The following is a 20679-nucleotide window of genomic DNA, read 5'->3' as shown; positions in this document are numbered from 1 at the left end:
CCTGCGTCAAGGCCACGTGGCTGAACGCATGCGTGCCTAGACTTCCGGCATGGCCGTGACGCGTTGGTTCCGGAGTGGTGACCGGGTCATACGCATCGTGGAATCGGGCGGGGCGAGCCGGCCCGTCTACGTGCTCGTGCACGGGCTCGGCATGGCGCACGAGTACTGGAACGGGCTCGCCGACGCCCTCGAGCGCACCGGGCGGGTGCTCGCGCTCGATCTGCCCGGGTTCGGCGACTCACCCACGCCCGACGAGCCGCTCTCGATGCCGGAGTCGGGCGCGCTCGTGGGCGAACTGCTCGCGGCCGAGGGGGTGACGCGTGCCGTGCTCGTGGGGCACTCGTACGGCGCTCAGGTCGTCACCGAGACGGCCGCGCAGCGGCCGGACCTCGTGGGCGCCGTCGTGCTCATCGGACCGACGGTGAATCCGCGCGAGCGCACGGTCGCGAAGCAGACGCTGCGGTTCCTGCAGGACATCTCGCTGACGAACCCGAAGGTGCTCGCGGTCGGCCTGAAGTCCTACGCCGAGGCGGGACCAGGCTGGTACACCGCCAATCTGCGTCCCATGATCGAGCACCGCATGGAGCGGGTGCTCCCGCGCGTCGCGGTTCCCACGCTCGTGGTCCGCGCCGAGCACGACGCGATCGTGCCGCGCGACTGGGCGCGCGAGGTCGCGCGTCTGCTGCCCGCGGGCCGCTTCATCGAGGTCCCGGGCCGCGGCCACGAGACCATGGTCACGGCCGGCGCGCAGGTCGCCGATCTCATCGCGCGCCACGCGCGAGGTGAGCCGGTGGGCCAGGTCGTGCCCGAGGCATCCGATCTCTCTGGTCGTGAGACGCACCTGCCGGGCCGGCCGGCGCTGCGGGACCAGACCGAGACGGCCGAGGCGGATGCCTCGGGCCGCGGCCCGCTCGAAGGCACCGCCGCCGGCCTCGGCGCGCCGCCGTTGAAGGCCGCGTGGTGGTGGGCCCGCGACTACGCGTACGCCGCGCGCCGGCAGCTCGCCGCGGTCGGCGCGCTCGGCGGGCAGGGATCGCCCCGGCATTGGCTGCGCGGGAACGACGCCCTGCCCGAGGTCGTGCTGCTGCCCGGCGTGTACGAGCATTGGACGTTCCTGCGCCCGCTCGGCGAACGGCTGAACCGCGCGGGGTACCGCGTGCGGACCGTGCACGGCATGGGCGTGAACCGCGCGCCGATCGTCGAGACGAGCGACAAGCTCGCCCGCGCGCTCGCCAAGCTGCCGGTGCCCGACGCCGGACGCATCGTCGTGGGTCACAGCAAGGGCGGGCTGATCGGCAAGCACCTGCTCATCCGCACGGGCGGCGATGCGCTCGGCGTGCTCGGCGTGGTCGCGATCTGCACGCCGTTCGGCGGGTCGAGCCGGGCCCGGCTGCTGCGCGACCCGAGCGTGCGCGCACTGCTACCCACGGACGCGACGATCGTGATGCTCGGCGAGGCGGCGTCCGTCAACGCGCGCATCGTGTCGATCTTCGGCACATTCGACCCCCACGTGCCCGATGGCAGCGCGCTCAACGGCGCGACGAACGTGCGCGTGCCGATCGCCGGCCACTTCCGGGTGCTCGCGGCGCCCGAAACCGCCGACGCCGTGCTCGAGGGCCTCGAGCTGCTCGCCGCCGCACCGGCTCGCATCTGAGGACGCCCGGCTCGCATCTGAGGGCGCACCCGGGATCGGAGCACGACGGATCGCGCTGACGCGGAAGGACTCCCCTCGCCGAGCGGTCGCAGATGGCGGGTCGCAGTCGGAAACACCCACCATCTGCGACCGCTCGAGGATCTTCGGATGCGTGGGCGCGGGCCCGCCTCAGTGCACGTACTCCAGCAGGTCGACGCCGACCCGGTGCATGCCGTCGAGCACGGCGAGGCGGCTCGAGAGCTGCGTGTCGGCGAAGTAGGTCGAGACCGCGTACGCCACACTCGCGCGTGGCCCGCGCAACACGCCGGCCTCGCTGCGCACCCCGCCGTCGGTGCCGGTCTTGTTCATCAGGAGCACCCCGTGGTCGGGCATGCGGTGCGCGAGCGGGTCGAGGCCGAATGCCGACGCCACCATCGAGAGGTCGGCGTTCAGCGAGAGCCAGCCGACCACGCGCTGCGAGATCTCGGGGCTCACGATCTCGCCGCGCGCGAGCGAGGCGAACAGCCAGGTGAGCTCCTTGGCCGAGCCGATGGAGAGCTGCGGCGCGTCGTCGGGACCGCGGTGATCGCGCACCAGGTCGAGCAGCGCCGTGCGGGTGAGCCCGAGCGACTCGGTGCGGGCACGCACGGCCTCGAGGCCGATGTAGCGCAGCAGCACGTTGGTGGCGAGGTTGTCGCTCGTGGCGCCGATGAGCGCGGCGAGGTCCGCCACGGGCAGGCTGGGCGACTGCAGGTGCTGCCAGGTCCCCGAGTCGCCCACCGCGTCGCGCGGCGACCGGTCGAGCACGGTGAGCGCCTCGGTGCTCGCGCCTTCGAGACGCGCGGCGACCTCGACGAGCAACAGCACCTTGCCGATCGACGCGGTCGGCATGACCACGTGGTCGTCGACCGAGAACAGCACCCGTCCCGTGGCGAGGTCGGTCGCCCTCGCCGACACCTGCACGCCCGCGAGCGCGAGATCGCCGAGCGCGCTGAAGCCCCGGCTGAAGTCTTCGTGCGGCCCCTCGGTGAGATGGCGCCCGTGCCGCAGCGCGGCATGCCTGGAGCGTCGTTCGGAGCCCTGCGACGAGGTCACCACGGTGGAGAGCTCCCCTTCTGTCACTCGGCGCTCCCCCACCGCTGACCGCGGCGCGCTCTTCATGGATGGATTGGATCGTGGCCGGAATGACGGCTGCGGCATGTCTACCAGATCGTCACCCGGTCGGCAGGGTCGAGCCACAGCTCGTCATCGGCGGCCACGCCGAAGCCCGTGTAGAACTCGTCGATGTTGCGCACGATCTGGTTGCAACGGAACTCGTTCGGCGAGTGCGGGTCGATCGCGAGCAGCCGGACGACCTCTTCGTCGCGGGCCTTCAGCTGCCAGGACTGCGCCCATGACAGGAAGAAGCGCTCGGCGCCGGACAGCCCGTCGATCACGGGCGGCTCGGCGCCGTGCAGCGAGATCAGATAGGCCTTCCACGCGATCGCGAGCCCGCCGAGGTCCCCGATGTTCTCACCGATCGTCAGCGCACCGTTGACGTGGTGCTCGCCGGCGCCTTCGGCGCCCGCGAGTTGCGCGGGCACGAGCGCGTCGAACTGGTCGATGAGCGCCTTCGTGCGCGCTTCGAATGCGGACCGGTCGTCGGCGGTCCACCAGTCGGTGAGCCGGCCGTCGCCGTCGTACTTCGAGCCCTGGTCATCGAACCCGTGCCCGATCTCGTGCCCGATGACCGCGCCGATCGCGCCGTAGTTCGCGGCCGCGTCGCGCTCGGGGTCGAAGAACGGGAACTGCAGGATGGCCGCGGGGAACACGATCTCGTTGAACCCCGGGTTGTAGTACGCGTTGATCGTCTGCGGCGTCATGAACCACTCGTCGCGGTCGATGGGCTTGCCGATCTTGCCGAGCTCACGGTTGAACTCGAACTCGGCGGTCGCACGCACGTTGCCGACGAGGTCGCCCGCGTCGATCTCGAGCGCGGAGTAGTCGCGCCACTTCACGGGGAAGCCGATCTTCGTCGTGAACTTCTCGAGCTTGTCGAGGGCGCGCTTCCGCGTCTCCTCGCCCATCCAGTCGAGCGCCGAGATCGACTGCCGGTACGCCTCGACGAGGTTCGCGACGAGATCGTCCATGGCCGCTTTCGCGGCGGGCGGGAAGTGCCGCTCAACGTAGATGCGGCCGACCGCCTCGCCCATGGCGCCCTCGACGAGCGAGACGCCCCGCTTCCAGCGTTCGCGCATCTGGGGCGTGCCGGTCAGCGTACGGCCGTAGAAGTCGAAGTTGGCCTCGACGAACTCGCTCGAGAGGTACGGCGCGCTCGAGCGCACGACCTGCCACGCGAGCCAGTCCTTCCAGGCGGGCAGCAGCTCGTCGGTGAGCAGCGCGCCGAGGCCGTCGAGGAACGACGGCTGTCGCACCACGAGCTCGTCGAACGCGGCGTCAGGTGCGCCGATCGCGTCGCGCCAGATCTGCAGAGGGGCGGATGCCACGACGTCGGCCCATGCACGCAGGTTGTACGTCTTCTCGCTGTCGCGCGAGTCGACGTTCGACCAGTGCGCGGCCGCGATGCGCGACTCGAGGTCGTACACGCGCGCGGCGCGCTCGTCGGCCGCGTCGAGACCGGCGAGCCGGAGCATCCGCTCGAGGTGCGACCGGTACGCGTCGCGCACGCCCGCGAACCGCTCCTCGCGGAAGTAGCTCTCGTCGGGCAGCCCGATGCCGCCCTGCTCGACGAACACGAGATACCGTTCGGGGTCGCCCGGGTCGTTGTCGACGAACAGCTGCACGAACCCCGACACGCCCTGGCGCTCGAGCCGGCCCACGGTGGCGAGCAGGTCGTCGACCGAGCGGATCAGCGACGCCTCGAGCAGCTGCGAGGCGATCGGCGTGGTGCCGAGCAGGTCGGCCTTCTCCTCGTTGAGGAAGCTGGCGTAGAGGTCGCCGACCTTGCGAGCCTCGGTGCCCGGCTCGGCCCGCTGCGACTCCTCGATGATCTCGCGGACGGCCTGCTCGGCCTCCTCGTGCAGCAGGATGAACGACCCGTACCGCGCCTTGTCGGCGGGGATCTCAGTGCGATCGATCCACTGCCCGTTGACGTGCCGGAAGAGGTCGTCTTGTGGACGGACCCCGGGGTCCAGCTCGTCGAGCGCGATCCCGGACGAGAGCGTGACGTCGGTCATGCGCTCCAGCCTAAGCCGCGCAAGCTGAAGCCGCTCTGCGCCACATGTGGCAGCCGGGCGCCAGCACTGGTGGCGCGGTGGTGCAGAAGTGGCGCGGAGCGGCGGATTCCGCGGTGTGTACGGGGGCCGGCGTGAACGTAGGCTCGGAGCATCGACACCGGCACTTCTCGTTCGAACCGGCGCGCCGTCGACCGCGACATCCTGCGGCTCGCCGTGCCGGCGCTCGGCGCACTCATCGCCGAGCCGTTGTTCCTGCTCACCGACACGGCCATGGTGGGCCATCTCGGGGCGGAGCCGCTCGCCGGCCTCGGACTCGCGAGCGCGGTGCTGCACACGATCATCGGGCTCATGGTGTTCCTCGCGTACGCGACGACGCCGGCGGTCGCCCGGCGGCTCGGCGCGGGCGACGAACGCGGCGCGGTCGAGGCCGGCATCGACGGGCTGTGGCTCGCGCTCGGCCTCGGGGCCGTCCTCGCGCTCGCGGGCTGGTGGGGCACGCCGTGGCTCATCGGCGCATTCGGCGCGTCCGAGCAGGTCGCCGCCGAGGCATCCGCCTACCTGTCGATCTCGATGGCGGGCGTGCCGGCGATGCTCATCGTCTTCGCCGCGACCGGCCTGCTGCGCGGCCTGCAGGACACGCGCACGCCGCTCTGGGTCGCAGGGCTCGGATTCGGCGCGAACATCGTGCTGAACTTCGTGTTCATCTACGTGCTGGGGCTCGGCCTCGCGGGCTCGGCGACGGGCACCGTGATCGCGCAGTGGGCGATGGTGCTGGTGTACCTCGTGGTCGTCGCGCGGCACGCCGCGCGCGTCGGGGCGAACCCGCGCCCGCATCGCGCCGGGCTCCTCAGAGGCGCCGCCTCCGGCGGCTGGCTGTTCCTGCGCACCGCGAGCCTGCGTGCGGCGCTGCTGCTCGCGACCTGGTCGGCGACGGCGCTCGGGCCGGACGAGCTGGCGGCGTACCAGGTCGCGATCACGCTGTACTTCACGCTCGGCTTCGCGCTCGACGCGCTCGCGATCGCCGCGCAGGCGCTCATCGGGCGCGGCCTCGGCGCCGGGGACGTCGACGCCGTGCGCGCCGTGCTGCGGCGCTGCCTGCAGTGGGGCCTGGCCTCGGGGGCGGTGCTCGGTGCAGCCATCGTGGCGTCGGCCTGGGTGCTGCCCGGCCTGTTCACGTCGTCTGCCGAGGTGGCCGCGCTGCTGCCGCCCTCGCTCGTCGCGCTCGGGCTCTCGGCGCCGCTCGCCGGGGTCGTGTTCGTGCTCGACGGCGTGCTGATCGGTGCGGGCGACGCCCGTTACCTCGCGTGGACCGGCCTCGTGAACCTCGCGGCGTATGTGCCGCTCGCGCTCGTCGTCGTGTGGTGGTCGGGTGCGCTCGAGGCATCCGTCGCGCTCGCCCTCGTGACCGCCGCGTTCGCGATCGGATACCTCGCGGCGCGCGCTGTGACGCTCGCGCTGCGCGCCCGCGGCGCGCGCTGGATGGTGACGGGCACCGTCTGACGCCCGGCGCGCGGCGGTCAGCCGCGCGGCGGCGCCGTGGTGTCGCCGATGTGCAGCGTGCACGTGAACGCGGCCGGCTCGGGCTCCTCGCCCGCGAGCAGGCGCACGATCGCCTCGCCCGCGGCACGGCCCTTGGCGGCCGACGGCTGGTCGAGGGTGGTCAGGTCGTGCTGCAGGCCGTCGACCCTGATGCCGTCGAAGCCGAGCACGCTCACGTCGTCGGGCACGCGCAGCCCGAGCTCTTCGGCGGCGCGGATGACGCCGGCGGCGAGCAGGTCGCTCTGCGCGATGATCGCCGTGGGCCGTCCGGTGGGGTCCGCGAGCAGGCCGGCCGCCGCCGCGCGTCCCTCTTCGACCGAGCTCGCCGCGGTGGCGACCGCCGGCGCGTCCGGGAAGATCTCCCGTGCGCCGAGCAGCCGGTCGCGGGTCGTCACGTTGGTCGCACGGGATTCGACCTCGGGTGTGATCGGTCCGCGCGTGCGCACCGGGTCGATCGGCAGGGCGACGATCGCGACGCGCGAGTGCCCGAGCTTCTGCAGGTACTCCGCCCCGCGACGGGTCGCGGCCCGGTTGTCGATCGCGATCTCGAGGATGTCTTCATCGGCCGCGCCCTCGATCGCGACGGCCGGGATGCCCCGCCGTCGGAACGTCGCGACCGAGTCCGCGAGCCGCGGGCTGCAGCCGATGAGCACGACCGCGTCGACGGGTGCGCTCTCGATCGAGACGGGCGCGTCGCCGTCGACGTCGCCCGTGTCGGTGAGCAGCAGCAGGCCGGCGCCGAGCGGCGCGATGCCCTCGGCGATCCCGTCGAGGGTGCGGATCTTCACGGGGTCGAGGAACGCCGCACGCACCCGTTCCTCGAGCACGACGCCCACGATGCCCGACCGGCCGCGCCGGAGCGATCTCGCGCGCGGGTCGGGTCCGGCGTAGCCCAGCGCGGCCGCCGCGGCGAGCACGCGCTCCTTCGTGGCATCCGAAACCGGCCCGGACCCGCTGAACGCGATCGAGGCCGTCGACGCGGAGACGCCCGCCTTCTCGGCGACGTCGGCGAGCGTCGGATGACTGGGCATACCCCGATCCTAGTTGTGAGATCTGCGCACGAGCCCTACCATCGAAACGATTCGAGTCGAATCGATTCGACTGCTGCTTCGCACACGACCGATGGAGGCCCCGCCATGGCGCACGAGACATCCGCCGATAGCGTGGACGCCGTGACCCGCACCCACACCGCCATCGCGCCGCACGGCCTGCGCGCCTGGCGCAACGCGGTGTTCGCGGTGTTCTTCCTCAGCGGGCTCAGCCTCGCGAGCTGGGTCGCCCGGATCCCCGCGATCCGCGACGCCACAGAGCTCACGACCCAGGGCGTCGGGCTCGTGATCCTCGGCGCCTCCGCCGGCTCGATCGCAGGGCTCGTCGCCGCACCGCTCATCCTCGCCCGGCTCGGCACACGCCGGAGCGAGGTCGTCGCGCTCTCGATCGTCGCGGTCGGGCTGGTCGCGGTCGGCATGGGGGGCTCGGTGACACCGTCGGTGCCGCTCCTCGTCACCGGGCTCGTGCTGTTCGGCTTCGGCAACGGCGCGGTCGACGTCGTCATGAACGTCGACGGCGCCATGGCCGAACGCCGGATCGGCAGGACGCTCATGCCGCTCATGCACGCGTTCTTCAGCTTCGGCACCGTCGCGGGCGCCCTGATCGCAGCCGGCGCATCAGCGGTCGGCCTCTCGGTGCTCTGGCACCTCGGCGGCATCGCGGCGCTCATCGTGATCGCGGCGGTCGTCGCGGTGCGATTCGTGCCGCGGGACTCGTCGGCGTCGGATGTCTCGGGCGAGGCGGATGCCTCGGCCGGGTCGGATGCCTCGGCCGGGTCGGATGCCTCGGCCGGGTCGGGTGCCTCGGCCGGGTCGGATGCCTCGGGCGGGTCGGATGCCTCGGGCAAGGCGGGTGCGCGGGCGCCGAAGGCGCCGTGGCGCGAGCGGCTGCGGGAAAGCCTCTCGGTCTGGCGCGACGGCGGCCTGCTGCTGATCGGCGTGATCATGCTGAGCATGTCGTTCGCCGAGGGCAGTGCGAACGACTGGATCGCACTCGCGGTCGTGGACGGACACGGGTTCGACCCGACGGTCGGCGCACTCGTCTTCGGCGTGTTCACGGTCTCGATGACCGTGGCCCGGGTGCTCGGCGGGCCCGTGCTCGACCGGTTCGGGCGGGTCGCGGTGCTGCGCGTGCTGTCGGCGACCGGGGTGGTCGGCCTGGCACTCTTCATCTTCGGCACCGAACCATGGATGCTCGTGGTGGGCACCGCGCTCTGGGCCGCCGGGTGCTCGCTCGGCTTCCCGGTCGGCATGTCGGCCGCGGCCGACCACCCGTCCAAGTCGGCGGCACGCGTCTCGGCCGTCGCGATCATCGGGTACTGCGCGTTCCTCGCCGGCCCGCCCCTGCTCGGATTCCTCGGCGAGCAGTTCGGGCTGCTGAACGCGCTGCTCGTACTCATGGGCCTGTTCGTCCTCGCGGGCGTGCTCGCGCCCGCCGCGCGCGAGCGCTCGCGCCGCGGCGCCTGAAGCCCGCCGTCGGCAGCCGCCCTCACCTCGCCGTTCCACTGTCGCGCATCTCGCCCGACCCGGCCCTGCCAGCGGTCGATTCGCGCGATTCCATCCCCCGAGGGCGCACGGAACGCGGCGTACGACCACGGCGAGCAGCCATATGCGCGACAGCGGGGCGAACGGCCGACGCCCCAACCCGGGGACGGCACGGGCCGCCCGCGCGTGCCAGGGGTGGCGGGAGGCATCCGATTCGCCCCAGAATGCGGGCATGAGCGCAACCGAGCCCGACCGCCCGCTGCCCGAACACACCCGGCCCGACGGAGTCGACGATGCGACCGTCGAAGCGCTCGGCAAGCTGTCCGAGGCGCTCGAGGTGATCGAGGACGCGCGCGGCTCGCTGTACCGCTTCCACCGCCTCACGGGCACCGCCGACCTCGCGATCGGCGAGGCCGTCGACCTCCTCCGGAAGGCCGGCCATGCCCAGATCGCCGACCGTATCGACCGCGAGATCGTCGGCCGGAACGTGCTCGAGGGTCGCTGGACGTTCCAGATCGTCGAGGAGTACGACGACGGCTACTACTCGGCGCTCAAGGACGCCGACCGCGCGGCGCGCGACGAGCTCGTCGGCGGCCGTCGGCACCTCTTCGAGGCCGAGATGAAGGAACGCGAGCGCACTCGGGGTCTGCGGCACCACGAGGCCCGCCCGGCCGACGGCGCGTAGCCGCCCACCCGCCCGCGTCCGCGCGCAGCCGCCCACCCGCCCGGCCGACCGCGCGCAGCCGCCCACCCGCCCGCGTCCGCGCCACTTCTGCATCGTCGCGCCAGCAGTGATGGCGCGACGGCGCAGAACTGGCGCGCGGCCGATGGTCGCTGCCGGGTCCGCACCACGGGCGAGCACGTAGACTCTCCGGGTGCGTCTCGTCATCGCCCGCTGTTCCGTCGACTACGCCGGCCGCCTCTCCGCGCATCTGCCGCTCGCGACCCGCCTGCTCATGGTGAAGGGCGACGGCAGCCTGCTCGTACACTCCGACGGCGGCAGCTACAAGCCGCTCAACTGGATGAGCCCGCCGTGCACCCTCGCGATCACGGAGCCCGACGACGAGCAGGCGGAGGCCGGCATCTCCGAGATCTGGACCGTCACGCACAAGAAGACCGCCGACCGGCTCGTCGTGTCGATCTACGATGTGCTGCACGATTCCGCCCACGACCTCGGCATCGACCCGGGGCTCGTGAAAGACGGCGTCGAGGCGCACCTGCAGCAGCTGCTCGCCGAGCAGATCGAGCTGCTGGGCGAGGGCTACCGGCTCGTGCGCCGCGAGTACATGACCGCGATCGGCCCGGTGGACATCCTCGCGACCGATCACGCCGGCGCGAGCGTGGCCGTCGAACTCAAGCGGCGCGGCGACATCGACGGCGTCGAGCAGCTCACGCGGTACCTCGAGCTCATGAACCGCGACCCCCGGCTCGCGCCGGTCGCCGGCGTGTTCGCGGCGCAGGAGATCAAGCCACAGGCGCGCACGCTCGCGGAGGACCGCGGCATCCGCTGCGTGGTGCTCGACTACGACGCGATGCGCGGCATCGACAGCGGCCACGCCCGGCTCTTCTGACCACGCAGCCGACCACGCGTCTGACCACGCGTCTGACCACAAGCTGTGAACCGGCGAGGAAGGCTCAGATCCAGCCGCCCTAGTATGTCGTGGTGACCTCGACCCTCCCCACCCGCCCCGTGGCTGCGCCCCCGCGCACGTGGTCGGCCGTGCTGTTCGACCTGGATGGCACGATCGTCGACTCCGAGGCGGAGATCACCCGTTCCCTCGCCCACACCTTTTCGTCGATGGGCGTTCCCGTGCCCGACGCCGAGACGCTGCGCTCGTATGTCGGCCCGCCCCTGCTCGACAGCCTGCGCATGACGGCCGGCTTCACCGACGCCGACGCGTGGGAGGCCCTCAACGTCTACCGCGACCACTACGACCTGCACCTGCTGAACTCGCCGGTGTTCCCGGGGGTCGCCGGCGTGCTCGAGCGCTTGCACGCGGCGGGCATGCCGGTCGCCCTCGCGACGAGCAAGCCCGAGTCGATGGCCCGCGCCGTGCTCGAGCACAACGACCTCGCGAAGTACTTCACGGTGATCGCGGGCGCCAGCGAAGACGAAGAGCGCAGCACGAAGGCCGACGTCGTCCGCGAGGCGCTCGCGCGACTCGGTGCACAGGGCATCGACACCGCCGACGCCGTCATGGTCGGCGACCGCGGCTACGACACGCTGGGCGCGCTCGCGAACGGCGTGCCGACGATCATGGTCGAGTGGGGGTACGGCTCCCCCGCCGAGGCGGGCGACACGTACGCGGTCGTGCACTCAGCCGACCAGCTGCGAAGCCTCCTGCTCGGCTGAACGCGGCCGGGCCCACCCGGGTGCGCGCCACCCGTCAGTCGTTGTCGACGACCTTGACCGTGAACGTCACGGTCTGGTCGGTCGACGTGTTGTCGAGCGCGACCTCGGTCTCGCCGACGGCGAGTGCGTTGAGCCCCGGGTTGAACTGCGCGCTGCCGTCGTCACGGCCGGGCGTGAACGACACGATGCTCTCGTCCTCGATCTCCGCACCCCAGTCGGCGTAGGTCTCGTCATCGCCCGTGAGGTCGATGACGTTCCCCACCTTCACCTCGACGGTCGTGCCGTCGACGTCGTTGAGGTCGACGATGACCGGAGCCACCACCTCGGCGCTCGCGGTCGCCGGGTGGGTCTCGTGCGTTCCCGACGAGCTCGCGCATCCGGCCAGGGCGAACGCGCCCGCGGCGATCAAGACGGCGACGGATGCTCCGGTGCGGCGTGTTCTCGGCATCGAGGGTTCCTTTCGAACGGTCGGGGTCAGCGTAGCCGGACGCACGCCCGAGACATCCGTTCGCCGCACCCTCTGACGCACGATCGTTGCGACGCCCGCACATATCCATCGTTTCGACGAGGAAATTCCCAGCTGGGTATTCCCCCAAACGGGGGGTAGGGAGCAGGATGCCTCCTATGTCCGCCCACCCGGCGGATTCGGAGGGAGAACCATGTCAGGACACCCCACTCGCGCCCGCAGGCGCGTGCTGGCGTCGATCCCGATCATCGCGCTCGCGGCCACAGGTCTCACGACCTTCAGTGTCACCGCAGCGAACGCGGCGCCAGCGTCGGCGCCCGTGATCTCGGACGACGAGTACTACATCAACTACGTCGAGCCGCGGGCCCAAGAAGCCTTCGTCGACGACGTCGCGGTCGGCACCGAGGCGGCGCAGCGCAGCGCGCGCCAGGCCACCGCGCTCGAGACCGCCGAGGCGGTCAACCAGAAATACGCGGAGGGCAACCCGCTCGCCGCGAAGGGGCTCGCCGAGCTCGAGTCTCAGTCGATCGAGACCGGCAAGAGCCCGAAGGAACTCAAGCGCGAGCGAGGCCGCGGGCACGGACACGGGCACGGACACGGGCACAAGAAACCCGAGTACAAGCAGGCCGAAGAGACGCAGGAGGCGAAGCTCCTGACGATCCTCGTCGAGTTCAACCCCGAGGCGAACGACGACTTCACGGGCGAGCAGGTGCCGACCGAGTTCGGGGCGACGACCTGCATGCCCGGGTCGGTGCAGAACGGGCCGCTGCACAACCAGATCCCGAACCCCGCCGAGGCCGAACGGCCCGACAACAACTCGATGTGGGTCGAGGACTTCTCCTCCGAGCACTTCAACACGATGCTCTTCACCGAGGAGGGCATCACCGAGCGCGTGCGACCCGACCTGCGCGGCCCCGACGGCCGCCGCGGCATCGACATCTCGGGCTACACGATGAAGAACATGTACGAGGAGATGTCGCAGGGCGCCTACACGGTGACCGGCGAGGCGACGCCGTGGATCATGGTGCCGCACTCCGAGGCGTACTACGGCGCGACGACGTGCCACCTCAACGATGAGGGCGTCTACGAGGCCGGCCCCATGCAGGACATGCAGGGTCACCCCGACAACCCGCTCGGGCCGGGTCAGCTGCCGATCGATGCGGTCGCCGCGCTCGCGGCGGCGCAGCCCGACTTCCCGTGGGCCGACTACGACATCGAGGACCAGGGCGACCGTGACGGCGACGGCGACTACTTCGAGCCCGACGGCGTGATCGACCACGTCGTGCTCGTGCACGCCGGCGAGGACAAGTCCGGCGGCGGCGGGGCGGAGACCACCTACGCGATCTGGGCGCACTCCTCGGCAGTGCCGGGCGGCGCGGAGATCCCCGGCACGAATCTCAAGCTCTCGAACTACATCGTGCAGCCCGAGGACTCGGGCGTCGGCGTGTTCGCGCACGAGTACGGCCACGACCTCGGACTGCCCGACCTGTACGACACGTCGGGCGCGGGCAACTCCGACATCGACTTCTGGGATCTCATGAGCTCGGGTTCGCACGCCGGGCCGATCTTCCAGTCGATGCCGACCCACATGGGCCTCTGGGACAAGTGGGTGCTCGGCTGGGCCGACCCGCTCGAGGTGAACCCCGGCGACGCGCCGCTCGACGTGACCGTGAGCCAGAACTCGCGGCCGCTGAAGAACACCGAGGACGGCGTGATCGTGAACCTGCCCGACAAGGTGATCACGCTCGCCGAGCCGCACAGCGGCGAGAACATGTGGTACACCGGCTCCGATCAGGACTACGGCGACATCCGGCTGAGCCGCACGCTCGACGCCGTGCCCGAGGGCGCGAAGTTCTGGATGTGGAACGACTACGTCATCGAGCAGGACTGGGACTTCGGCTTCGTCGAGGTGACCACCGACGGTGGTACGACGTGGACCGACGTGCCCGTCTACAACGAAGACGGCTCGACCGCGACCACACCCGAGGACTACCCCGACCCGAACGGCAACCTGCGCGGCTGGTTCGAGCGCACGCACGGCCTGACGGGCTCGACCGAGGGCTGGGCGCACCAGTACGTCGACCTCTCCGCGTACGCGGGTCAGACGGTCGGTGTGCGACTGCGGCTCGCGACCGATGCGGCGTTCCAGGAGCGCGGATGGTTCGCCGACGACTTCGAGCTCATCGGCGCCGACGGCGCCGTGGTGTGGAGCGACGACGTCGAGAACGGTGACAACGGGTGGGTCAACGAGGTCGCCTCGTGGGCGAACACGACCGGACCCGGGTGGCGCATCGACACCGGCACGTCGACGAAGGCGCAGTACTACCTGGTCGAGTGGCGGAACTTCGACGGCTTCGACGAGGGGCTGAAGTACGCCTACGACACGGTCTACAGCGACACGGCGTGGAAGGTCGACAAGATCGCCTACAACGCGCCGGGTGCGCTGGTCTGGTACCGCGACACGACGTACGGCGACTCGAACATGGTCCGGGGCAACCTGACGGCCCTGCCGAGTGCCGGCGCCAAGGGCGGCCTGCTCATCGTCGACAGCCACTTCGACCCACTACGTCGAACGGGCGACGCCGCGGCGAACGATCCGTCGGCCCTGAAGAACCTGCCCTCGCGGGCGCAGTCGTCCGACGCGGCCTTCGGCCTGCAGAAGACGTACGACTTCCGCGAGTGCTACGTCGACGACGCGTACACCGAGTTCTGCACGAAGGTGAAGTCGCAGAAACCGGTGCGCACGTTCACCGACGACCGGGGCTGGGTGCCGGGCTTCGAGTACCGGCCCGACCTGCTCGAGGCCACAGGCAGCGACCTGTTCTACCGGTACGTCGACGGCTCGGTCGTGGTTCCGTCGCTCGGCAATGCGCCGTACTCGACGCGCATCGTGAACGCCGACGGCAGCCCGGCCACCGACCTGTACGGCACGGACCTCGGCTTCACGACCCTCGGCACGGGCAACCCGGCCGACGCGGGCGTGGGCTACGGCACCGTCGTCGAGGTCAAGAAGGCCGACCGCAAGAACACCACGGCGCAGATCAGGATCACCCCGCCGCGCGCAGAGTGACCTGAGCGGATGGCACGGCGAGGCGCCGGCCCGGTCGGGTCGGCGCCTCGTCGTGTGGTGCGCGCCGCGCGATGCGCGGTGCGCGGTGCGCAGCGCGCGCACCCTTGGCAAGTTCACCGCGTTCTGGGAGGCTGAGCCGCATGGTGGCGAATCGGGGCGACATCATCCGGAAGACGACGGCGACGGGCATCGCGATGCTCGCGTTCACCGCGGCGGGGGCGGTGCTCTCGGCGCAGGCGCTCGCGGCGCCCGGCGATCCGATCGGGCCGATCAATCCGGTCGCACAGGTCCTGAACGGACATCCGGCGAACAGCGGGTTCCTCGTGTTCGTCGAGGGCGACGTGCAGCTGAACGCCGACGAGGCCGAGGGCACGATCGCGCTCGGCGGCGATCTGGCCTTCACCAGCGCATACAACATCGCGGCGGGCGCGGTGCCGCCCGCGACGATCACGGTGGCCCCCGACACGTCGCCCGTCTACCTGTACGTCGGTGGCGGGGTGACCTGGCCGGACGATGACGGTCTCATCCTGCGCGTGCTCAACAACGGATTCGCGAAGATCGCGGACACGACCACATACGCCGCAGCGACCGTCGATCAGAACGGCGCGACGGTCGCGTGGCATGTGTTCGAACCGGATGCCACGTACGAGAGCCAGCCCCGCATCGAGGGCACGATCACGCAGACCCCGGAATCGATCGCCGAGCCGGTGCCGACCGAGCTGCTCGACATCGCGGGCGCGTTCGGCCTGTACCGCGACACGACCGCGCAACTGAGTCTGTGCACGCCGACCATCGATCTGACCGACACCACCGGTGCGGCGATCACGCCGCCGTACCCCGCGGGCGGTTCGGGCGCGCTGCGCCTGGTGCCGGGGCAGACCAACGTCTTCGAGATCGCCGCGGACGACCTGGCCCGCCTCGGTGAGATCTCCTTCCCCGATGGCGGACCGTCGCCCGACACCCCGCTGCTCGTGAACGTGACCGGCGAGACGTTCCTCGGCACGACGCCCAATCTCGCGGGGGTCTCGAACGCGAACGCGCCCTTCATCCTGTGGAACTTCCCCGATGCGACCGCGGTCACCGTCACGGGCGGAGACTCGATCGAGGGCACGTTGTACGCCCCGAACGCGGTGCTGAACTGGCAGGTGACGCAGAACATCGAGGGCAATGTGATCGCGGCCGAGTTCATCCACGGCATGCCGGCCTCAGGTCCCGTCGGCACCCCGCGCGAGGTGCACGGATACCCGTTCGACGCCGAGCTCTCGTGCATCGAACGGCCGGGCCCCGCCCCCACGACGACGACCGCGACGCCCACGACCTCGGCCCCTCCGACCACGGTCCCGCCCACGACCGCGCCACCCACGACTCCGGCGCCCGTCCCGACGACCACCACCCCCGCGACGCCCGCCGGCGGCGGACTCCCCGCGACGGGCTGGGACCCGACCGGCATCGTCTGGGCCGCCCTGCTCGCGCTCACGGGCGCCGCCGCCCTCGTCATCGGCTACCGCCGCCCGTCGGTGCGCCGCGTCGGTCGCTGACCCTCCGCGATCTCCCGTCGAGCGGTCGCCGATGGTGGGTGCGAGCGCTCGGAACTCACCATCTGCGACCGCTCGGTTGGGCTCGATCGATCGACACGCCGACCGTGGCTGCCCCCTTCACCACGAGCGGTCGCCCATGGTGGGTGCGAGCGAACGGACCCACCATCTGCGACCGCTCGGCACGCGAAACGGGGCGGCTCGGCGCGAGCGGGGCAGCTCGTCGCGGCGCCGGGGCACTCATCGCGCGCGGTCAGCGGAGCCAGGCGGCGAGGAGACGACCGGCAGAGATGCGGAACTCCTCGTCGTCGCCGGCGCGCAGGCCGAGGCGTTCGCCGGCGTCGGCGATGGGCCGGGTCGGCTCGTCGTTCCAGAGGGTCGTCTCCGTGACGTCGTCGGATGCCTCGCCCCACGCCTGCTCGAGCGCGACCTGCCCGATCGTGTGGGCGAGGAACGCATGCGCGGCGCGCGCCGCGTCGTCGGCGGGAAGTCCGACCGCGGCGAATCCCTGACCGAGACGCTCGATGAGCGCGATCGTGCCGACGCCCGCGACACCGCTCACCGTCACGAGCGAGACCGCGCCCGGATGCGCTCGCAGCCGGTCCCGCAGCTCGATCGCAGCGGCGAGCAGGTTCTCGGTCGACGCATCCGCGTCACCCGATCCGGCCGCCGCCCTCGGCTCGGCCCGGCGGCGCTCGCCGGTGCCGGGCTCGGTGAGCACGCCCGCGAACAGCTCCTCGACCATGGCGCTGAGCAGCTCCTGCTTGCTCGGGAAGTACGTGTACATGGCCGTCGGCGTGAGGTTGAGGGCGGCCGCGACGCCGCGGATCGAGACGGCGGCGAAGCCGCTCTGCTCGAGGATCTCGAACGCGGCGGCGACGATGTCGGACTGCTTGATACTCCGGCGGGGGCCCGGCCTCATGCCGGCAGCGCCGCCTCGATCGCCGCGATGACGGCGGGGTCGTCGGGCTCGACGCGCGGCCGGAACCGGCTCACGCTGCGGTCGGGGGCGACGAGGAACTTCTCGAAATTCCACGTGACCCGGCCGGCCTTGCCCTCGGCGTCGGGCGCCTTCTTCAGTTCGGTGTACAGCGGGTGCTCGTGCTTGCCGTTGACCCGCACGCGGTCGACGATCGGGAAGCTGATGCCCCACGTCGTGGAGCAGTACTCTTTGATGGCGTCGTTCGTCGAGAGCTCCTGAAGGAACTGGTTGCTCGGGAAGCCGAGCACCGTGAGGCCCCGGTCGGCGTACGTCTTCTGCAGCTCTTCGAGCTTGGCGTACTGCGGCGCGAGGCCACAGCGGGAGGCGACGTTCACGATCAGCAGCGCACGCCCGGCATATGCGCCGAGCGAGGAGGTGCCGCCGTCCATGGTGGTGAAGGGGATGTCGTCGAGGCTCGTCACGCCGCTCACCGTACCGCACCCGCCCGGACGGCGGCTTCGGTGCGGGTCGCGGCCCCGAGCTTGCGCAGGATCGCCGACACGTGCACGCTCGCGGTCTTGCCACTGATGAACAGCCGCTCGCCGATCTGCTTGTTGCTGAGGCCTTCGGCGATCAGCTCGAGCACCTGACGTTCGCGGGCGGTGAGTTCGACCGCCGCATCGGATCCGGTCGGCCGCCGCGGCCCGCCGCCGTCGCCGACGGCGAGGCCGGCCGCCGCAGAGATCTCGGCCACACGCGTACGCACGAGACCCACGCCGCGCGCATCGGCGAGCTCGAATGCGGCCTGCAACCCGTCGCGCGCGGCGGTGCGGTCACCCGCGGCGAGCTCGGCCTCGCCGAGGCGCAGCAGTGCGTACGGCTCGAGGAACACCGGCGTCTCGGGCGCGGAGGCCGCCTCACGTGCCGCGTTCCAGGCCTGGCGCCGCGCGTCTGGGTCGGCGGGATCGACCAGTTCGGCCTCGAAGAACGCGGCCCACACCGATGCGGTGGGCCAGAACGAGACCCGCACGAGCAGATCGCGGAGCGCCGCCTCGGCCTCACGCCCGCCATCTCCGGCGAGCTCGGGCACCGAATCGGGGACGCGACGCGCTTCGGCGAGCACGCGCGCCGCCGCCCAGAGATAGGGAAGGGCGTACCCGGGATGCGGCAGCAGTGGCTCATCGATGAGCTGCGCGACCTCGCGCCACGCGCCTGCGACGTCGCCGGTCTCGAGCGCGAGCTCCGTCGCGACCCGGCCGACCGCGAGACGAGCCTGCATCTCGAGCGACATCACCTGCGACATCTCGGGTCGGGACGCGCGGTACAGCTCGGATGCCTCGTCGAGCTCGCCGCGCCAGACGAGCGACCAGATGCGGGCACGAATGAGATACACCGTGAACGACGTCGGCGGGTCGAGGCCGAGCGCCCGTTCGATCAGCGAGTCCGCTCGCGCCCAGTCGCCGAGCGCGAAGAGCGGATCGACCGCGTTGGATGCCAGGATGACACCCGAACTACGTTCGAGGCCCTGCTCGCGAGCACGGGCGAGCCCCTCTTCGGCCGTGCGCACGGCCTGGTGCAGGGCGCCGACGAGGTAGTGGAGGTCGCTCGCGTTCGTCCAGTACCGCAGCAGCGCCGACCCATCGCCGCGCGCGAGCTCGCGCGCGGCTTCCAGCCCCTCGAGCCCCTCGGCGACCTCGCCACGCTCGGCGCGGCTCACCGACAGGATGTTCTTCGCGACGGAGACGGCCCGCGGTGCGTCGACCTCGGTCGCGAGCGCGAGCGCCTCCTCGGCGACACCCACCGCGGCACCGAAGTCGCCCGCGATCATGAGCCGACCCGCGAGAGCGATCAGCACCGTGGCGCGGAACTCGCGGGAGACGGGATCGTCGAGTCCTTCGAGCCGTTCGAGGGCTTCCCGCAGCAATTCGGCCGAGCCCGGCCGACCGAGGCTCGAGAGCACCAGCGCCTGGTCCCGGAGCAGGCGCGGCACCTGGGCGTCGTCGTCGGGGCACTCTGCGAGCGCCGCGCGCACGAGGGCGAGCGACCGTTCGCTCTCGCCGGCATTGCGCAGGTGCGAGGCGGTACGCCCCATGAGCTCGATCTTGCCCATTCCGGCGACCCGTTCGGCGTCGGGGACCACCTCCCATAGCGAGATGGCCCGCTCGCCGAGCTGCGCGGCCGAGGCGTAGGCCGCTGCGGCCCGCGCCTCGCGCATGGCCTGGATCGTCGCCGGGAACGCCCGCACCGCATCGTGCGCCCCGAGCCAGTGGAACGAGATCTCGGCCGCCAGCCGTCGTGTGCCGGTCGCGGAGGCCAGCTCGTAGGCCTCGGCGTACCTGGCGTGGAACCGCGCGCGCTCACCCGGCAGCAGGTCGGCGAGGATCGCCTCGCGCACGAGGGCGTGGCGGAACGCGTAGTCGTCGCCGTCGATCGTGAGCACGCCCGCCACGACCGCCTCGCGCGCGGCCGCATCGAGCTCGGCGGGCGAACCGACGTACACGGCGGACAGCAGGGTGTGCGAGACGCGGACGCCACCGGTGGAGATCAGGCGGAGCAGCTCTTGCGCGGTCTCGCTCAACCGCTCGTACCGCACGAGCAGGAGGTCACGAAGCGTGTCGGGCAGGCCGGACTCGTCGCGGCAGCCGTCGATGCCGATGAGCTCTTCAACGAAGAACGGCACGCCTTCACTGCGCAGGAACAGGTTCTCGATCATCGCCTCGGCCGGGGTCGTGCCGTCGGTCGCCTCGCCCGTGAGCAGTCGGGCGAGCTTGCGGACCTGCGCCCGGCTCAGTCGCGTGATCTCTCGGCGGTCGACGCCCCGGTCGCGCTCGGCCTCGGTGAGGAACGCCCGCACCGGGTGCCCGCGGCCGACGTCTTCGGTGCGATAGGTGAGCACGATCAGGACGCGGCTGGCGGTGAGCGCCCGCATGAGGAAGCGCAGCAGGGCGAGCGAGGCCGCATCGATCCAGTGCAGATCCTCGACGACGAACACGATCGGCCGCTCGCGCGAGAGCGTCTCGAGCAGCACGGCGATCGCCTCATGCAATTGGCCGGTGGCGGCAGCGCCGCCCGGCACCGGGGCGTCTCGGCCCGGTTCGCCCGTCGCCACCTCAGGCAGTAACGCCGTGATCGCCGAACGGCCGGGCCCGACCGCGGCCAGCACGGCCTCGGCGCCCACCTCGGCGACGAGGGCCCGCAGCGCCGCCTTCACGGGAGCGTACGGTGCGGCGACCTCGCCGAGGTCGACCGACTGGCCCGCGAGCACGCGGACGTCGCCGCCCAGCCCGCGCGTGAACTCCTGCAGCAGGCGCGTCTTGCCGATACCGGCCTCACCGCCGAGCACAGCGGTACGCGGCGCGCCCTCGCGCGCCGCCACCAGCAATCCTTCGAGCCAGGCCAGGTCGGCCTGCCGGCCCACCATCTCGGGGCTCGACACCGACGTCGTCACCTG

General features: G+C 71.6%; 15 protein-coding genes. 8 read left to right on the top strand and 7 right to left on the bottom strand.

What is annotated here, in order from left to right; genetic code table 11:
* Nucleotides 1–49: 49 nt before the first annotated feature.
* Nucleotides 50–1654 (top strand): alpha/beta hydrolase, encoded by a 1605-nt coding sequence (locus QU602_RS01460; RefSeq protein ID WP_308798361.1) that lies wholly within the window; start codon nt 50–52, stop codon nt 1652–1654.
* Nucleotides 1655–1822: 168 nt separating this feature from the next.
* On the opposite strand, the gene QU602_RS01455 is transcribed toward QU602_RS01460, so the two are convergent.
* Both QU602_RS01455 and QU602_RS01450 read right to left on the bottom strand, forming a co-directional pair.
* Nucleotides 1823–2731, bottom strand: a complete 909-nt coding sequence (locus tag QU602_RS01455) for a serine hydrolase (protein ID WP_373692959.1) — start codon at nt 2729–2731, stop codon at nt 1823–1825.
* 104 nt (nt 2732–2835) lie between these two features.
* The gene (locus tag QU602_RS01450) at nt 2836–4809 is read right to left on the bottom strand and encodes a M13 family metallopeptidase (protein ID WP_308798359.1); all 1974 of its coding nucleotides are present in this window, start codon (nt 4807–4809) and stop codon (nt 2836–2838) included.
* A 213-nt stretch (nt 4810–5022) separates the two neighbouring features.
* On the opposite strand from QU602_RS01450, the gene QU602_RS01445 reads away from it, so the two are divergent.
* Nucleotides 5023–6309 (top strand): MATE family efflux transporter, encoded by a 1287-nt coding sequence (locus QU602_RS01445; RefSeq protein ID WP_308798358.1) that lies wholly within the window; start codon nt 5023–5025, stop codon nt 6307–6309.
* A gap of 17 nt (nt 6310–6326) precedes the next feature.
* On the opposite strand, the gene QU602_RS01440 is transcribed toward QU602_RS01445, so the two are convergent.
* Complete coding sequence (locus tag QU602_RS01440) at nt 6327–7379, bottom strand: substrate-binding domain-containing protein (RefSeq protein ID WP_308798357.1); 1053 nt, start codon at nt 7377–7379, stop codon at nt 6327–6329.
* Between the two features lie 141 nt (nt 7380–7520).
* Here QU602_RS01440 and QU602_RS01435 point away from each other — a divergent pair, with 141 nt between their 5' ends.
* From QU602_RS01435 to QU602_RS01420, 4 genes are all read left to right on the top strand, one after another.
* Entirely contained in the window at nt 7521–8864 is a 1344-nt protein-coding gene (locus QU602_RS01435) for an MFS transporter (protein ID WP_308798356.1), read from the top strand.
* Between the two features lie 250 nt (nt 8865–9114).
* The gene (locus QU602_RS01430) at nt 9115–9567 is read left to right on the top strand and encodes a hypothetical protein (protein ID WP_308798355.1); all 453 of its coding nucleotides are present in this window, start codon (nt 9115–9117) and stop codon (nt 9565–9567) included.
* A 190-nt stretch (nt 9568–9757) separates the two neighbouring features.
* Nucleotides 9758–10453, top strand: coding sequence for an endonuclease NucS (gene nucS, locus QU602_RS01425; protein ID WP_308798353.1), 696 nt, complete (start codon nt 9758–9760; stop codon nt 10451–10453).
* Between the two features lie 92 nt (nt 10454–10545).
* Nucleotides 10546–11235, top strand: a complete 690-nt coding sequence (locus tag QU602_RS01420) for an HAD hydrolase-like protein (RefSeq protein WP_308798352.1) — start codon at nt 10546–10548, stop codon at nt 11233–11235.
* Between the two features lie 34 nt (nt 11236–11269).
* Here QU602_RS01420 and QU602_RS01415 read toward each other — a convergent pair whose 3' ends face one another.
* Nucleotides 11270–11683, bottom strand: coding sequence for a hypothetical protein (locus tag QU602_RS01415; RefSeq protein WP_308798351.1), 414 nt, complete (start codon nt 11681–11683; stop codon nt 11270–11272).
* Between the two features lie 211 nt (nt 11684–11894).
* Between QU602_RS01415 and QU602_RS01410 the strand changes: the two genes are divergently transcribed.
* Nucleotides 11895–14771: an immune inhibitor A domain-containing protein gene (locus QU602_RS01410; RefSeq protein ID WP_308798350.1), complete on the top strand. Its 2877-nt coding sequence runs from the start codon at nt 11895–11897 to the stop codon at nt 14769–14771.
* Between the two features lie 140 nt (nt 14772–14911).
* Nucleotides 14912–16309, top strand: coding sequence for a choice-of-anchor A family protein (locus QU602_RS01405; RefSeq protein WP_308798349.1), 1398 nt, complete (start codon nt 14912–14914; stop codon nt 16307–16309).
* 250 nt (nt 16310–16559) lie between these two features.
* Here QU602_RS01405 and QU602_RS01400 read toward each other — a convergent pair whose 3' ends face one another.
* The 3 genes from QU602_RS01400 to QU602_RS01390 are packed head-to-tail and all read right to left on the bottom strand — an operon-like array spanning nt 16560 to nt 20676.
* Nucleotides 16560–17228 carry a TetR/AcrR family transcriptional regulator gene (locus QU602_RS01400; RefSeq protein ID WP_308798347.1) on the bottom strand — a complete coding sequence of 223 codons (669 nt, stop codon included), beginning with the start codon at nt 17226–17228 and terminating at the stop codon, nt 16560–16562.
* Complete coding sequence (locus QU602_RS01395) at nt 17225–17677, bottom strand: glutathione peroxidase (RefSeq protein WP_308800245.1); 453 nt, start codon at nt 17675–17677, stop codon at nt 17225–17227. Before QU602_RS01395 ends, QU602_RS01400 begins: the two co-directional genes overlap by 4 nt.
* Nucleotides 17678–17715: 38 nt before the next feature.
* Nucleotides 17716–20676, bottom strand: coding sequence for a helix-turn-helix transcriptional regulator (locus QU602_RS01390; RefSeq protein ID WP_308798346.1), 2961 nt, complete (start codon nt 20674–20676; stop codon nt 17716–17718).
* Nucleotides 20677–20679: the final 3 nt, after the last annotated feature.

This window comes from Agromyces protaetiae (genome assembly GCF_030866785.1).
GTDB lineage: Bacteria > Actinomycetota > Actinomycetes > Actinomycetales > Microbacteriaceae > Agromyces > Agromyces silvae.
Note: the sequence above shows the minus strand (reverse complement) of the source record. Positions and strands in the feature narration are given on the sequence as shown.

Coding starts and splice junctions, on each gene's coding strand:
- QU602_RS01450 (WP_308798359.1), bottom strand. CDS start 4,809: ATGACCGACGTCACGCTCTCGTCCGGGATCGCGCTCGACGAGCTGGAC.
- QU602_RS01395 (WP_308800245.1), bottom strand. CDS start 17,677: ATGGACGGCGGCACCTCCTCGCTCGGCGCATATGCCGGGCGTGCGCTG.
- QU602_RS01410 (WP_308798350.1), top strand. CDS start 11,895: ATGTCAGGACACCCCACTCGCGCCCGCAGGCGCGTGCTGGCGTCGATC.
- QU602_RS01415 (WP_308798351.1), bottom strand. CDS start 11,683: ATGCCGAGAACACGCCGCACCGGAGCATCCGTCGCCGTCTTGATCGCC.
- QU602_RS01460 (WP_308798361.1), top strand. CDS start 50: ATGGCCGTGACGCGTTGGTTCCGGAGTGGTGACCGGGTCATACGCATC.
- QU602_RS01430 (WP_308798355.1), top strand. CDS start 9,115: ATGAGCGCAACCGAGCCCGACCGCCCGCTGCCCGAACACACCCGGCCC.
- QU602_RS01405 (WP_308798349.1), top strand. CDS start 14,912: ATGGTGGCGAATCGGGGCGACATCATCCGGAAGACGACGGCGACGGGC.
- QU602_RS01440 (WP_308798357.1), bottom strand. CDS start 7,379: ATGCCCAGTCATCCGACGCTCGCCGACGTCGCCGAGAAGGCGGGCGTC.
- QU602_RS01400 (WP_308798347.1), bottom strand. CDS start 17,228: ATGAGGCCGGGCCCCCGCCGGAGTATCAAGCAGTCCGACATCGTCGCC.